The organism is Epilithonimonas mollis (genome assembly GCF_900142325.1).
Taxonomy (GTDB): domain Bacteria; phylum Bacteroidota; class Bacteroidia; order Flavobacteriales; family Weeksellaceae; genus Epilithonimonas; species Epilithonimonas mollis.
Window position 1 is genome coordinate 682,833 of the sequence record NZ_FRAM01000002.1, and the last position, 13,962, is coordinate 696,794.

At 36.8% G+C, this 13,962-nt stretch carries 11 protein-coding genes and 3 tRNA genes; 13 read left to right on the forward strand and 1 reads right to left on the reverse strand.

Features of this window, described 5'->3' with window-relative positions; all coding sequences use genetic code 11:
• The first annotated feature begins 29 nt into the window (after positions 1–29).
• The 3 genes from BUA97_RS10655 to BUA97_RS10665 all read left to right on the forward strand — a co-directional run bounded on the left by BUA97_RS10655 (position 30) and on the right by BUA97_RS10665 (position 328).
• Positions 30–102: transfer RNA gene (locus BUA97_RS10655), tRNA-Lys, on the forward strand.
• 34 nt (positions 103–136) lie between these two features.
• Positions 137–219, forward strand: a tRNA-Leu gene (locus tag BUA97_RS10660).
• Positions 220–255: 36 nt separating this feature from the next.
• Positions 256–328 (forward strand) — tRNA-Lys (locus BUA97_RS10665).
• A 79-nt stretch (positions 329–407) separates the two neighbouring features.
• Here BUA97_RS10665 and panC read toward each other — a convergent pair.
• A complete protein-coding gene (panC, locus tag BUA97_RS10670) occupies positions 408–1,253 on the reverse strand; it encodes a pantoate--beta-alanine ligase (protein ID WP_072997838.1) in 846 nt (281 codons plus the stop codon).
• 296 nt (positions 1,254–1,549) lie between these two features.
• Between panC and BUA97_RS10675 the strand changes: the two genes are divergently transcribed.
• The 10 genes from BUA97_RS10675 to cysD all read left to right on the forward strand — a co-directional run bounded on the left by BUA97_RS10675 (position 1,550) and on the right by cysD (position 13,862).
• Positions 1,550–2,320, forward strand: a complete 771-nt coding sequence (locus tag BUA97_RS10675; protein ID WP_072997841.1) for a glycogen/starch synthase — start codon at positions 1,550–1,552, stop codon at positions 2,318–2,320.
• Between the two features lie 22 nt (positions 2,321–2,342).
• Positions 2,343–3,926 (forward strand): DUF4270 domain-containing protein, encoded by a 1,584-nt coding sequence (locus tag BUA97_RS10680; protein WP_245795884.1) that lies wholly within the window; start codon positions 2,343–2,345, stop codon positions 3,924–3,926.
• 10 nt (positions 3,927–3,936) lie between these two features.
• On the forward strand, positions 3,937–5,790 hold the full coding sequence (glmS, locus tag BUA97_RS10685; RefSeq protein ID WP_072997845.1) for a glutamine--fructose-6-phosphate transaminase (isomerizing): 1,854 nt from the start codon (positions 3,937–3,939) through the stop codon (positions 5,788–5,790).
• A 107-nt stretch (positions 5,791–5,897) separates the two neighbouring features.
• Positions 5,898–7,322, forward strand: a complete 1,425-nt coding sequence (gene porK, locus BUA97_RS10690; RefSeq protein ID WP_072997847.1) for a T9SS ring complex lipoprotein PorK/GldK — start codon at positions 5,898–5,900, stop codon at positions 7,320–7,322.
• A 45-nt stretch (positions 7,323–7,367) separates the two neighbouring features.
• Complete coding sequence (gene porL, locus BUA97_RS10695) at positions 7,368–8,045, forward strand: type IX secretion system motor protein PorL/GldL (RefSeq protein ID WP_072997849.1); 678 nt, start codon at positions 7,368–7,370, stop codon at positions 8,043–8,045.
• A gap of 46 nt (positions 8,046–8,091) precedes the next feature.
• On the forward strand, positions 8,092–9,669 hold the full coding sequence (gene porM, locus BUA97_RS10700; RefSeq protein WP_072997851.1) for a type IX secretion system motor protein PorM/GldM: 1,578 nt from the start codon (positions 8,092–8,094) through the stop codon (positions 9,667–9,669).
• A gap of 49 nt (positions 9,670–9,718) precedes the next feature.
• Entirely contained in the window at positions 9,719–10,933 is a 1,215-nt protein-coding gene (gene porN, locus BUA97_RS10705) for a type IX secretion system ring subunit PorN/GldN (protein ID WP_072997854.1), read from the forward strand.
• A 57-nt stretch (positions 10,934–10,990) separates the two neighbouring features.
• Positions 10,991–12,022 carry an NAD(P)/FAD-dependent oxidoreductase gene (locus tag BUA97_RS10710; RefSeq protein WP_072997856.1) on the forward strand — a complete coding sequence of 344 codons (1,032 nt, stop codon included), beginning with the start codon at positions 10,991–10,993 and terminating at the stop codon, positions 12,020–12,022.
• 80 nt (positions 12,023–12,102) lie between these two features.
• Complete coding sequence (locus tag BUA97_RS10715; RefSeq protein WP_072998599.1) at positions 12,103–12,816, forward strand: phosphoadenylyl-sulfate reductase; 714 nt, start codon at positions 12,103–12,105, stop codon at positions 12,814–12,816.
• Positions 12,817–12,953: 137 nt separating this feature from the next.
• Positions 12,954–13,862, forward strand: coding sequence for a sulfate adenylyltransferase subunit CysD (cysD, locus tag BUA97_RS10720; protein ID WP_072997858.1), 909 nt, complete (start codon positions 12,954–12,956; stop codon positions 13,860–13,862).
• Positions 13,863–13,962 lie beyond the last annotated feature (100 nt).

A 13,962-nucleotide genomic window follows, 5' to 3' on the forward strand; every position in this document is an offset into this window, starting at 1 on the left:
AACAACAGTTGCAAGATTATAAAGTGGCCGACCTGGTAGCTCAGCTGGTAGAGCAATACACTTTTAATGTATGGGTCCTGGGTTCGAATCCCAGCCAGGTCACAGCAAAAAATCCGTAGCGATACGGTTTTTTTTTGCCTGCGTGGTGAAATTGGTAGACACGCCATCTTGAGGGGGTGGTTTCCTAAGGATGTGCTGGTTCGAGTCCAGTCGCAGGCACTGCAAAAATATTTCTTAATTAGTTTTAATTAGAAAGACTCGGTAGCTCAGCTGGTAGAGCAATACACTTTTAATGTATGGGTCCTGGGTTCGAATCCCAGCCGAGTCACAATTTACGCAAGTAAATTTTTTTCATATTAATATTTTGTGATTTGGTGTAGAAGCTTCTTGTAAAAGAAGCTTCTTTTTTATTTCAGATGCATGTTGTCGATCAACCGTACATCACCAACATTCACAACGATGAAAGCCCTGTAGTTTTTATCAGCTGAGAAAATATCGGTTTCTTTCAAAGTGTCTTCATCAGCAATCAGAAAATATTCCAGCTCCATGTCATCTCTCCGGAAAATGTCTTCAACTCTTTTTTTTATTTCCGGAATTGATATCACACGAAACCAGTCATCCACAGTTCTAAGCGTTTTGTATATCATGGCAGAAGCTTTTTTTTCTTCCCGAGAGAGGCGCATATTTCTGGAACTCATGGCGAGTCCGCTTTCTTCTCTATGGATTTTAACACCATGAATTTTAATATTCAGATTTAAAACTTCCACTAATCTTTCGATGATTTTCAGTTGTTGAAAATCTTTCTCGCCAAAATAGGCATTGTCAGGTTTGACCTGTCGGAAAAGTTCTTCAACCACCGTTCCGACACCATCAAAATGACCAGGTCTTGCGGCGCCTTCCATTTCGTTCTCGATTCCGCCAAAATCATAATGTTTTCTGTTCATTCCATCAGGATACATATCTTCTGTCCCGGGAATGTAAACGGCATCTACAAAATTGGAATTTTTCAGCTTTTCGATATCATTTTCCACGGTTCTGGGGTATTTTTCCAAATCCTGCGGATTGTTGAACTGAGTCGGGTTGACAAAGATTGAAGAAACAACGATGTCATTTTCCTTTCTTGCCAATTCATAAAGTGAGATGTGTCCGGCGTGCAAAGCACCCATTGTGGGAGCGAATCCTATGGTTTTACTATTTTCTTTCTGCGAGTCGATGTATCTTGAAAACGAATCCCTGTCGTAAAAAACCTGCATTAGTATTGATATTATAAGTCAAAGGTAATGGTTTTTTGAACGGATAACACAGAGATTTAATATAAATTGTATAGAATTTAAAACTATGTATTTGAAATGCTAAAATCACTTGTGAAGAATATAAACAACTTCAGGATTTTAAAAACGATTGGAATTTAACATTTTTATTATATTAACTATTTGATATTTAGTTGGTTTTATTTACAAGTATTAATATTAAGTAAAATAAATGTTTTGATTTAATTTTTTGTAATTTTGCAAAATGAAGTTTTTGTACTTCGTTTAAAGTAAATTTTATGCCTAATCAAAAGATTTTATACGTTACTACGGAGATGTATCCCTATCAGGAGGATACCAATATGGGAAGCTTGGTCCACAAAATGGCACTGAAAATGCATAGCGAGGGTAACGATGTAAGGGTTTTTATGCCTAGATTTGGTCAGATCAGCGAGAGAAAATTTCAATTGCATGAGGTGATCAGACTTTCCGGGATGAATATTATTATTAATGATCTGGATCAGCCACTGATCATCAAGGTTGCTTCCTTGCCGGGTGAGCGTCTGCAGGTTTATTTTATAGATAATGAAGAATATTTCAAGAGGAAGCAATATTATTTTGATGATGAAGGAAATGCTTTTGAGGATAATAATGAAAGAGCAGTTTTCTTTGCCAGAGGTGTAATAGAAACTATCAAAAAGCTGAATTGGGTTCCGGATGTTATTCACCTGAATGGCTGGATGTCTTCTCTGATACCGATCTATCTGAAGACTTATTATAAAGATGATTCTTATTTCAAAGATACTAAAATTGTACTTTCTGTTTATAATGAAGATGATATACAACTGAATCAGAATACAAAAGAAATACTTGAGTTTGATAATATTTCGGGTTTACAGTCGTTAGATAATCCAAGCTTTCTGAATTTTGTAAATGATAGTATGAACTATGTTGATGTTATCGTAAAAGGAAATGAGTTTTTGGAAGATAAACTGGAGGAGGCTTATGGGAAAGCAGATGCTGAAAAATCCGATTATCTTAATGCAGATTCGATAGCCAAAGTTTATTAATTACTATTATTGATTAATCATAATGACAAAAATAAAATCATTAATCAAATTATTTCCTTTATTGTTGATGGGAATAATTGTGTTGAATTCTTGTGAAGGAGAATTGGATAATCTGGGTTCACAACTGGTAAACGAATCCGAAGCCTATGACAAAGTGTATGCCCTGTTAGGATACAATATAAACAATAACGACACCATCCGCGCCGATGCCAGCAAGCTGGACAGCGTAAGGATCGGAGCTTTCAAAGAGCCGGTTTTTGGCGGACAGAAAGCTTCTTATATAACACAGGTAAGGCTTAATGCCTATAATCCTGATTTTGGCAAAAATCCTGTTCTGGATTCTGTAGTTCTCACCTTGAAGCCAAAATATCAAACTGCTGCAGACTCGGCAACTACAACAACTAATGAGGATTATATCTATCCGGACGGACAGGTGGCTGCAAAAAAAGTTGTGATAACGTATCCGGTTGCAAAATATGGACGGGCAAAAATCGGAACTGAGAAAACTAAGTTTACCCTGGAAGTTCATGAGGTAAATGATTTCCTTGGCGGTACATCTGACAAACTATACTCTAATAAAACAATTGCGCTGGGATCCAAAATTGGATCAAAAGTCTTTGACGGAACTGTGAACTCTGTGACCATTACAAAAGATTCAGATGCTTCTGAGATTCTTAAAAGAGATCCATCGTTCAGGATGAAATTGGATAGTGCTTTTTTCCAGAATAAGATTATTGCAAAACAAGGTAATCAGGTGCTGAAAGATGCTGCATCTTTCATTAGATATTTCAGAGGAATCAGTATTTCTGTATTAGAGGACGAAGGATACCTTTTCTCGATGGCCCCTAATGATGCTGCAATTACCATCTATTATAAAAATGATGTAACTGCTGCCGATGGTACGGTTACTAAAACAAAACAGGAAACAACTCTGAATCTCGGAGGATCCAACGTTCATTTAAGTAAAATAACTTATGATAGATCTTCCACATATCTTAATACAATATCGCCTGCAGGATCTCCGAATGATACTACTGGTGATGAGTTACTCTATGCACAGGGAATGGGAGGAGCCAGCTTCGGAGTTAAAATTCCGGTTTCAACAATTATAAAATTGAGAAATCAGTATAAAAATGATAAAATCGGAATTGTATCTGCAAAGATCAGGCTATATAATGATAACTCTAACTGGGATAATAAATATAAGAAGCCGACGAGCATGCTAGTGAAGGAAAAAGACACGGTTAAAAGATTCCTTCCTGATATGACGCTGTTGGCCAGTGCAGGATACTCACTTGTCAAAACAGCCAATCTATCTACAAAAGACGCTTATTACGAGATTGGTATAACCGCATCTCTAAAAAAGATTATAGAAGATGACGCCTCCTATGACATCATTAAAAATAACGGTAAAGATTTCATCATTGATCTGGGTTCGTATTTGGCTAACCAGTCAACCGGAATACTTCTGGGACAGACTTATAATGACAGAGCATATAACCCGTTCAGACTAGCATTGACAGGAACAGATAAAAGTAAAATAGGGGATGAAATATCTACTAATTCTAAGAATGTTCAGTTAAGAATAATATACACTAAAAAATAACTAATAAATTATGTGCGGAATCGTTGGATATACAGGATTTAGAGACGCCTATGATGTAGTGATCAATGGACTACGTCGTTTAGAATATCGAGGATACGACAGTGCCGGAGTAATTTTGGAATCCCAGAACGGTGATCTGGATTTTAAAAAAACCAAAGGTAAAGTAGATGATCTCGTAGCTATTTCAAAAAATCTGAAAGAAACTTCCAAACTGGGAATGGGCCATACCAGATGGGCAACACATGGAATTCCTAGTGATAACAATTCTCATCCACATCTTTCTAATAACGGGAAAATAGCCATTGTGCATAATGGGATTATAGAAAACTATGATACCATCAAAACGATGCTTATCAATAAAAATTTTGAATTCAGATCAGAAACCGATACAGAAGTTTTGGTTAATCTTATTCAATATTTTATGGATAAGGAACCGGAACTGGATTTTTCCGAAGCAGTTCGTTATGCACTGAACGAGGTTTATGGTGCTTACGCCATTTCCGTTATGCACGAGGATTATCCCGGGCAGCTTGTTGTAGCAAGATTGGGTTCGCCTCTGGCTGTAGGAATCGGAGATAATGAATATTTTGTGGCTTCTGATGCTTCTCCGTTTGTAGAATTTACAAAGGAGGCTGTTTATCTCGAAGAAGGACACATGGCAACTATTTCTTTGGAATCGGGCGTTGATATCCGTACTATAAAAGAAAATACAAAGATTGAACCTGCTATACAAGAGCTCAGGTTAAATCTTGAACAGATAGAAAAAGGAGGTTATGAACACTTCATGTTAAAAGAGATTTTTGAACAGCCTAAGTCTATTCTGGATACCATGAGAGGTCGTCTTCTTGTGGATGAAGGAATCATCAAAATGGCTGGGATCTGGGATCACTTAGACAGATTGACTAATGCAGAAAGAATCATTATCATCGCTTGCGGAACTTCGTGGCATGCAGGTCTTATTGGAGAATATCTGATTGAAGAATTTGCCAGAGTTCCTGTTGAGGTAGAATACGCTTCAGAATTCAGATACCGAAATCCAATTATAAGCTCCAAAGATGTTGTAATTGCGATTTCTCAATCAGGAGAAACTGCTGATACAATGGCGGCTATTAAATTAGCCAAAGAAAAAGGAGCTTTCGTTTACGGGATCTGTAATGTTGTAGACTCTTCCATAGCGCGTTATACAGATGCCGGATCATATACACATGCCGGGCCGGAAATCGGGGTAGCTTCTACAAAAGCTTTTACAGCACAGCTTACTATATTGTCTTTAATAGCAATTAAGCTTGGAAATCATAATGGCAATCTGGGAAGAGCTGATTTTATGAGGCTGATTACAGAACTAGAAGCAATTCCTAAAAAAGTTGAAGATGTCCTTAATTCTGTAAACGAAAACGTTAAAGCCATCGCAGCTAAATTTTCTGATGCGACTAATTTCCTTTATCTGGGGCGAGGTTATAATTTCCCTGCAGCTCTGGAAGGTGCATTGAAATTAAAAGAAATTTCCTACATACATGCTGAAGGTTATCCTGCAGCAGAAATGAAGCACGGACCGATCGCATTGATTGATGAGAATATGCCAATTGTCATCATCGCTCCGAAAATCGGACATTACGATAAAATCGTAAGTAATGTACAGGAAATCAAGGCTAGAAAAGGAATAGTAATTGCAGTTGTCAACAAAGGTGACACTCAGGTTTCTGCGATGGCCGACCATATTATAGAGATCCCTGAAACTTCAGAATGTTTTTCTCCGATATTGGCTTCCATTCCGCTTCAGCTTTTATCATATTATATTGCTGTAGAAAGAGGAGCTAATGTGGATCAGCCGAGAAACCTTGCAAAATCAGTAACAGTAGAATAATTTTGTAGTTTTGTGAAATATTCTTTAACAAATTACGTTTTCATTAAAAGTTGATAATTATTCATAAAAAAAATTATATATTTACCGCTTAATTTCTTTAAAATAGGATGAAAAGGATATTACTTATATTTTTATCGGCTTCGGTTGTTATTTCTTGTTCCAAGGGAAACAAAGGAAATGCCGGTAAGCCGGGTCTAAAAGGTGAACTTGTTCCAAGAGGATCGTCAAAATCATTTATAGCAGAAAGACCGTACGGGATGGTTTCTATTCCTGGCGGGTCGTTTGTTATGGGTATGGCCGATCAGGATTTTGCAAGTACTCCGGAAAAAGCAATGCCGAAAACAGTAACAGTTTCTTCCTTTTTTATGGATGAAACAGAGATTACAAATGCCGAATACCGTGTTTTCATAAATGCAGTGAGAGATTCCATCGCAAGAGGTTTGCTTGCTGAAGCAGCAGGTGAAGGCGGAGGAGACGAAGGTGGGAATGGAGGTTCCATTGGAGACTTTGCCTATGCATCTAAAAAAACAGGTGAGGAAGCCACTCCTTATCAGAAATTTTTAGAATCTCAAGGTGGTAGGGATGGTTATGACGAGTCTAAAAAATTAGACTGGAAAGTTCCATTGCAATATAATACATCAGCTTATCCGGACGAAAAATATGCTGAGATCCTGGAATCAATGTATCTGCCGGCTGAAAAGAGAATCAATAACGAACGAATCATCGATTGGTCAAAAATAAAATATAACTACCAATGGGAAGATGTAGTGACTGCTGTCAAAGATAAAAACAGAAATGCAAACTATCTTAAAAAAGAAAGTATTGCTGTTTATCCGGATACAACAGTTTGGGTCAGAGATTTTAACTATGCTTATAATGAACCATTGTTTGATCAATATTTCTGGCACAATGCATATAAAGAATATCCTGTTGTTGGTGTAACCTGGGATCAGGCAAGAGCATTCTGTGACTTTAGAACAAAGCTGAAGACAGATGACAATAACAGTCGTAAAAAGAAAAAGCAAAAAGCAATGCGTTTCAGATTACCAACTGAAGCTGAATGGGAATATGCAGCAAAAGGTGGTATTCAAAATGCGACATATCCTTGGGGTGGTCCTTACCTGCAGGATGACAGAGGTTGTTATCTGGCAAATTTCAAACCTAAAAGAGGTTCTTATATAGAAGATGAGAAAAAAGGTACTTATACTTATACAGCTCCTGTTAAGAAATTTACTAAAAATGGTTACGGCCTTTATGATATGGCAGGAAACGTCTCTGAATGGACAGAATCTCCTTACAGTAATTCCGCATACGAATTTTCTTCATCTCTGAATCCAAGCCTGTCTTCAAGCGCATCGAAAAATGATGTCAGAAAAACAGTAAGAGGCGGCTCTTGGAAAGATGTTGGTTATCTATTGATGACCGGATACAGAGATTGGGAAAGAAAAGATTCTGCAAGAAGCTATATCGGATTCAGAACAATACAGGATATTCCGACAGGCGCAGGAAAATTCAAAAGAAATACAAGATAAACAATTACATTAACTAACTATTACTAACTAAAAATTCAAAAAAAAATGTTTAAAACTAAAGATTCAATAACAAATTTTGTTTATTCATTTGGTGCGGCTATCGTGATCTTGGGAGCTTTATTCAAAATGACACACTGGCATGTCGGGCCTATCACAGGTAACGTTGCTCTTGCTGCCGGTTTGATCACTGAGGCTTTAATTTTCTTGTTTTTTGCTTTTGATCCGCCTAAGTCAGAAGAAAACTATGCATGGGAAAATGTTTATCCTGAACTATTAGATGACACAGCAGAAAGACAGCCGAGAAAAGCTGTTAACAAAGTAGAAAATAAAGAACTGGAGCTTTCATTGTCTGATAAACTTGACAAAATGTTGGCTGATGCTAAACTGGATGTAAGCTTATTCGAAAGACTGAGAGGGGGAATCGATAAGTTTTCTTCATCTGTAGATCAGATCAATCAGACAGTAGATGTTTCTGCTTCTACACATAAATATAACGAACAATTGAATTTGGCTGCTTCTCACCTGGAGAGCATGAATGCCTTATATGCACTTCAGTTGGAGCAAGGACAAAAGCAATCAGAATTCAGCAAAAAATATGTTGAAGATATTCAGAAATCTGCAGCTCAATCAGAAAAATTCAATGAAGAGTTACAAGGTTTGACAACTAATCTTAATAATCTTAACAGAGTTTATGGTGGTATGCTTAGCGCAATGAAGTCTTAATCACTATCATTTTAATTATTGTTTAATTTAAAATTATTTTATTAAAATGGCAGGAGGTAAACAGACACCACGTCAGAAGATGATTAACCTGATGTATTTGGTTTTCATTGCTATGCTAGCAATGCAGATCGATCAGGAAATCATCAGATCATATAAAGATACCAATGATTCTTTGACTAACACTAGAAAAGATATTGTTGAAGCAAAAAATAAAATTTTTTATATGACTCTAAAGGAGAAAGCAAAAACTTCTCCGGAAGCATATGGACCGTTGCAAGTTCAGTACGAAGATTTAGCTGCAAGAACGGATGCTCTTGTTAATCTGATTGAAGGTTACAAAGGAGAGATGAGTACTCAGGCAGAGTATAACACTAGTTTGGCTGTTGAAGAAAGTTTTACGGCACTTAATAATACTGAGCCGGCTACAACTTTGTTCTTCAAAGATGGTGATGAAAAGAATATTTCTGCAAAATCTACGGAGCTCAAAAATAAAGTTGATGACTTGAGAAACTATATTGTTACTAAATTTTCGAATAATACTCAACTAAAAAGTGTTGCAGAAAGAGCTCAGAAAAATCTTTGGGCAGAGTTTCCTAAGGATGATAAAAGAGCAAAAGGGGGGAAAAACTGGTTTCAGTATAAGTTCTATAATCAGCCTTTGATTGCTGCACTTTCTAACTTAGAATTGATTGAATCAGAAGCGAGAAATCTTCAGGCAGATGCAATTTCTTCTATGTTGCAGGAAAAGGTGGATGCTGATATTAAATTCAACTCTTATGAAGCTTTGGTTTCTGGACCTAGTTCAATTATGAAAGGTGAGACAGGACAAATTAAAGTTGCAATTGGTACTTTTGCTAGTAATGTTCCAGGCCTTAAAATTTCAGGAGTACAAAGAGTTGAAAATGGACAAGGTATCATCATTCCTAATACAGGGTCTATAGGCGAGCAAAAATTCGGAGGTGAGATTTCATTTACAGATAAAAATGGAAAAGTTATAACATTACCATATGCACACACATTGAATGTTGTTTCCGGAGCTGAAGCCCTTAAAGAACAAAATGGTGCGATCCTTCAGGCAGATAAGATGATGGTACTTTACAGAGGTCTGAGCAATCCTGTTTCAGGAGCAATTTTAGGCGCAGATCTTGCTGCTACTACTTTGTCTGCTCCGGGAGCTTCGGTTAGCGGAGGAAAAGGTAAATGGAATGTTACGCCTGGATCAGGTAATACCGTTAAGCTTACAATTTCTGGAAAATCCCCAAGTGGAAAAGTTATTTCCCAAGGATTTGATTTTAGAATTAAAAATATACCTCCACCAAGAGGAGAAATCAGAGGGAAAAGCTATGATATCATGCCAGCTAACATGATTTCTAAGCAGACATTAACGGCGACGCTTAAAGATTTTGACTTCCCTGTAAGTTTCAATGTGGTAAGTTTCAAAGTTAAAGTTCCTGGAAAAGCAACATTGTCAGTCAATGGAAATTCTTTAGCACCGGTTGAATCTTTAACAAAAGGATTAAGATCTGGTGACAATGTAGCAATATTCGATGTTCAGGCAACAGCTCAGGGATTAAGCGGAGTCGTATTGCCTAACATCAGCGGAGTAGTGATTAGTGTGCTGTAATTTTAGTTATCATTAGACTTCTCGATTTTATTATATTTCAATATTTATTATGAAAAAGATTTTATATAGTTTAATTTGTCTTTCTTCAACAATGGCTTTCGGACAAAACATACTGAATGCTAATTCGCCTCAGACTTTCAGAGAAGAGCGCGAGATTAAGAAAGATAGTATTGCACCTCTTAAATATGGTTTTATCGAAGATAAAGACATATTGAGAAGTATGGTGGTGTGGGAAATTATTGATATGAATGATAAAATCAATCAGCCTTTTTATCATAATTCCGATGGACTAGTTTCTCAGAACAAATCTCTCTATCAGGTTCTTTTAGAAGCTGTTAACTCCGGGAAAATAAAAGAGGTATATGATGGTGATGATTTTACATCGAGATTAACTCCGGAAGCTATTGCTAATAAGACTTCCGTGCCAATGGTTGATAATTATTTCACAGAATCTCTTAATTCCAATAAAATTGAAAATGCAGAGGTTCAGAGATTGCTGAAATATTTCACATCCATGAAAGGCGGTGACGATAAGCAGGTCAATACTTTGTTTGCTAAATATCAGAGCAGATTACAGGACGTTTTAGTTTATAATGGAAACGCACAGCCTACAACTACCGAAGAAACGGTAACTACAGGTAAAGGTAAAAAGAAAAAGACTAAAAAAGTTACAACTAAAGCACCAGCCATTGAGCCTGGAACAATGCTCGTAAATCTTGACGGATCATGGTATAAGGTAAACAGATCAGTGGTCGACTCTAGTGTCGGAACAGCAGAAACTACTACAGAGAAGGTAAAAGCGCTTAAACTGATGGGTATGTGGTATGTTGACAAAAGAGATGCACAATTAAGATACAGATTACTTGGAATTGCAGCAATGGGTGAAGACCCGAATTCTGCTATTTTAAAGGCTGAAAGAATGCAGCAGATGCAAGAATCCGGGGCGCCGATAGATCCTGCAGCAATGAACGAAACAGGAGATTTGGTTGATCTGTTCTGGATTTATTATCCGGATGCGAGACAGGTGTTGTCAAGCAACTATATCTTCAATGCCAAGAATTCTACATCAGATATTACGTTTGACGATGTTCTGAATGCAAGAAGATTTTCCGCTATTATTTACAAATCAGATAATGGTCTTGGAAGAGGTGGAAGCGGTATTATTGATGAATATATCCCGAATGATGCTGATGGACAGCTGGAAGAAAGTGACAGAATCAAAGCGCAGATTCTTCAAATGGAAAATGATATGTGGAATTACTAATATTTCTCATATTCCAAATAAAAAAACCTGAGTATATTTACTCAGGTTTTTTTATTTATGGAGAAAGTAGATTACATCATTGTTGGAGCGGGGTTTGCAGGGATTTTTTTTGCACATCAATTATTAAAGGAAAATAAATCATTCAGGATTTTTTATGATGAAGGGATCTCTGCATCACAGATTTCGGCTGGGATTTGCAATCCTGTTATTCTGAAGCGATTCACGACATTCTGGAAATCAAAGGAACAGGTTGATTATCTTAAAATCATTTTTGATGAAATTGAAACTTATACGGGAAAACGATATTTAATCAATGAAAAAGTAACCAGAATCTTTCATAATGAATCCGAAAAGGTTCAATGGATAAAAAACACTCAGAAAGAAAATCTGAACTTTTACCTTAATCCGGATTTTATATCGCTGGATACAATCGAAAACCCTTTTGGAGCCGGAACAGTCGATCAATCGTGCCGGCTTAATGTAGAAGGTTTTTTCATCGATATGCTTACTTATTTGGATTCAAATAATTATTTAATAAAAGAAAAGTTTGATCATCAGACAGTTAATGTGGAAACGAATTCTTATAAAAATATCTCTTTCAAAAATCTGGTTTTTTGTGAAGGAATAGCGAGTAATAAAAACCCGTTTTTCAAAAATATTCCTATCGATGCCAATAAAGGACACTGTCTTAAAATTCGTCTGAAAAACCCTGCTGATCCTTATATCATAAAGAAAAAATATTTTTTGTTCAGTCTTAAGAATAACAGTTATTATTATGGAGGAACCTATGACCGTTTTGATAAAACAGAGATTGTAAATAATGAATCTGTAGAAGATCTGAAAAGAGGTCTGCAAGAAATTTATAAGAATGAGTTCGAAATTCTGGTTGTCAATGTTGCATTCCGTGCAACGGTAGCAGACAGAAGACCAATCTTAGGAAGACATCCGGAACATCCTAATTTTTATATCTTCAACGGACTTGGTGCGAGAGGTGTTTACAATGGCAGCTATTTTTCAAAGATTCTTTACGATTATTTAGAGAATAATGCTGAGCTCGAATCCGAAATCGATGTTAAAAGATTCTATTGAAATTTTTAACTTATTTTAAATTATACTAATTTGGTCAAAATTAGATGAATTATTAAATTTGTGCCTGATTACATAGAATGATGGAGAACGATTTAAAAAAAACCTTTCTAAAACTGCTTGAAGATAATATAGAACAGAAATCAATTGAAGAAGTTCTGAAAATCCTCATACAGACTTTTCCCGATGAAGTCTGCTTTTCTACAAGTTTTAGTTTCGAAGACCAGGTGATTACAGATTTAGTAAAAGATTTACCAATCAAAATTTTCACATTAGATACAGGCCGACTATTCGAAGAAACCTACAACACTTGGAATCTTACAAGGTCTAAATACAAAGTTAATATCAAAGCCTATTATCCAAATCCGGAAGAGTTAGAACCATTCATTCAGGAAAATGGACCAGATTCATTTTATAGGTCTGTAGAGAATCGGAAAACTTGTTGTGATATTAGAAAAGTTCATCCCCTGAAACGAGCTTTGAAAGGCAACAAAGTCTGGATTACGGGACTGCGCGCAGAACATTCCGTCGCCAGAGAAAACCTTTCTAAGTTGGAATGGGACGAGTCCAATCATATCATTAAATTCCATCCTCTTTTATTCTGGACCACAGAAGAAGTCAAAGATTACATCAAAAAAAACCAAATTCCCTATAATACATTGCATGACAAAGGTTTCGTCAGCATCGGTTGCGTCCCGTGTACAAGAGCAATTCAGCCTGGCGAAGATTTTCGTGCCGGTCGCTGGTGGTGGGAAGATGCCAGCAAAAAAGAATGTGGCCTCCACGTTCATAAATAAATAAATCAATTATCTAAGGAAATAAAATATAATTGTTAAATAGATAATCTTATTGAGTGAAACGCATTGGCGGATCTTAATATTTTCAATTAGATTTAAAAAAAATTGCGCTCTTTGCGTTTAAAAAAAAATAAAAAATGTCAAAATATCATTTGGATTATCTGGAGCAGTTAGAATCCGAAGCCATCCATATTTTCCGTGAAGTTGCCGGTCAATTTGAACGTCCAGCTTTACTGTTCAGCGGTGGAAAAGATAGCATCACATTGGTTCATCTGGCGTTGAAAGCTTTTCGTCCGGGCAAGTTCCCTTTCCCATTGGTTCACATCGATACAGGTCATAACTTTCCTGAAGTTCTGGAGTTTCGTGACAAATTAGCTGAACGAATCGGCGAAAAACTCGTCGTCAGAAAAGTAGAAGACACCATCAAAGAAAAAGGTTTGAGAGAACCAAAAGGTAAGTTGCCTAGCAGAAATGCCTTGCAGACTTTCACATTACTGGACACTGTGGAAGAATTCGAATTCGACTGTTGCATCGGTGGCGGAAGGCGAGACGAGGAAAAAGCCAGAGCCAAAGAACGTATTTTTTCCGTTCGTGATGATTTCGGACAATGGGATCCGAAACTTCAGCGCCCCGAATTGTGGAATACCTACAATGGAAAAATACACAAAGGCGAGCAGGTTCGCGCTTTCCCAATCAGTAACTGGACAGAATTGGATGTCTGGAATTACATTTTGAAAGAAAACATTCAATTGCCTTCAATCTACTTTTCACACGAACGCGAAGTTCTCAATTTTGACAATCAGTTCATCGCTATGAACGAGTTCGTAAATCTTGATGAAAATGATGTCGTAACCAAAGAAAAAGTCCGTTACAGAACGGTTGGAGATATGACTTGCACTGCAGCAGTATTATCGGAAGCAACAAATCTAGAGCAAGTGATTGCCGAAATTATCACCACCAAGACCAGCGAACGTGGCGAAACCAGAATAGACGACAGAACCTCCGAAGCTGCGATGGAAGACAGAAAGAAAGCTGGGTATTTCTAAAATTGTTATCCTGAATTTGTAGAAGGATATTCAAATAATTAGGAGCCGAGAACCTGCTGTCCGCTATATCTTTTTCCTTTTTTATAAAAAAGAAAAAAGG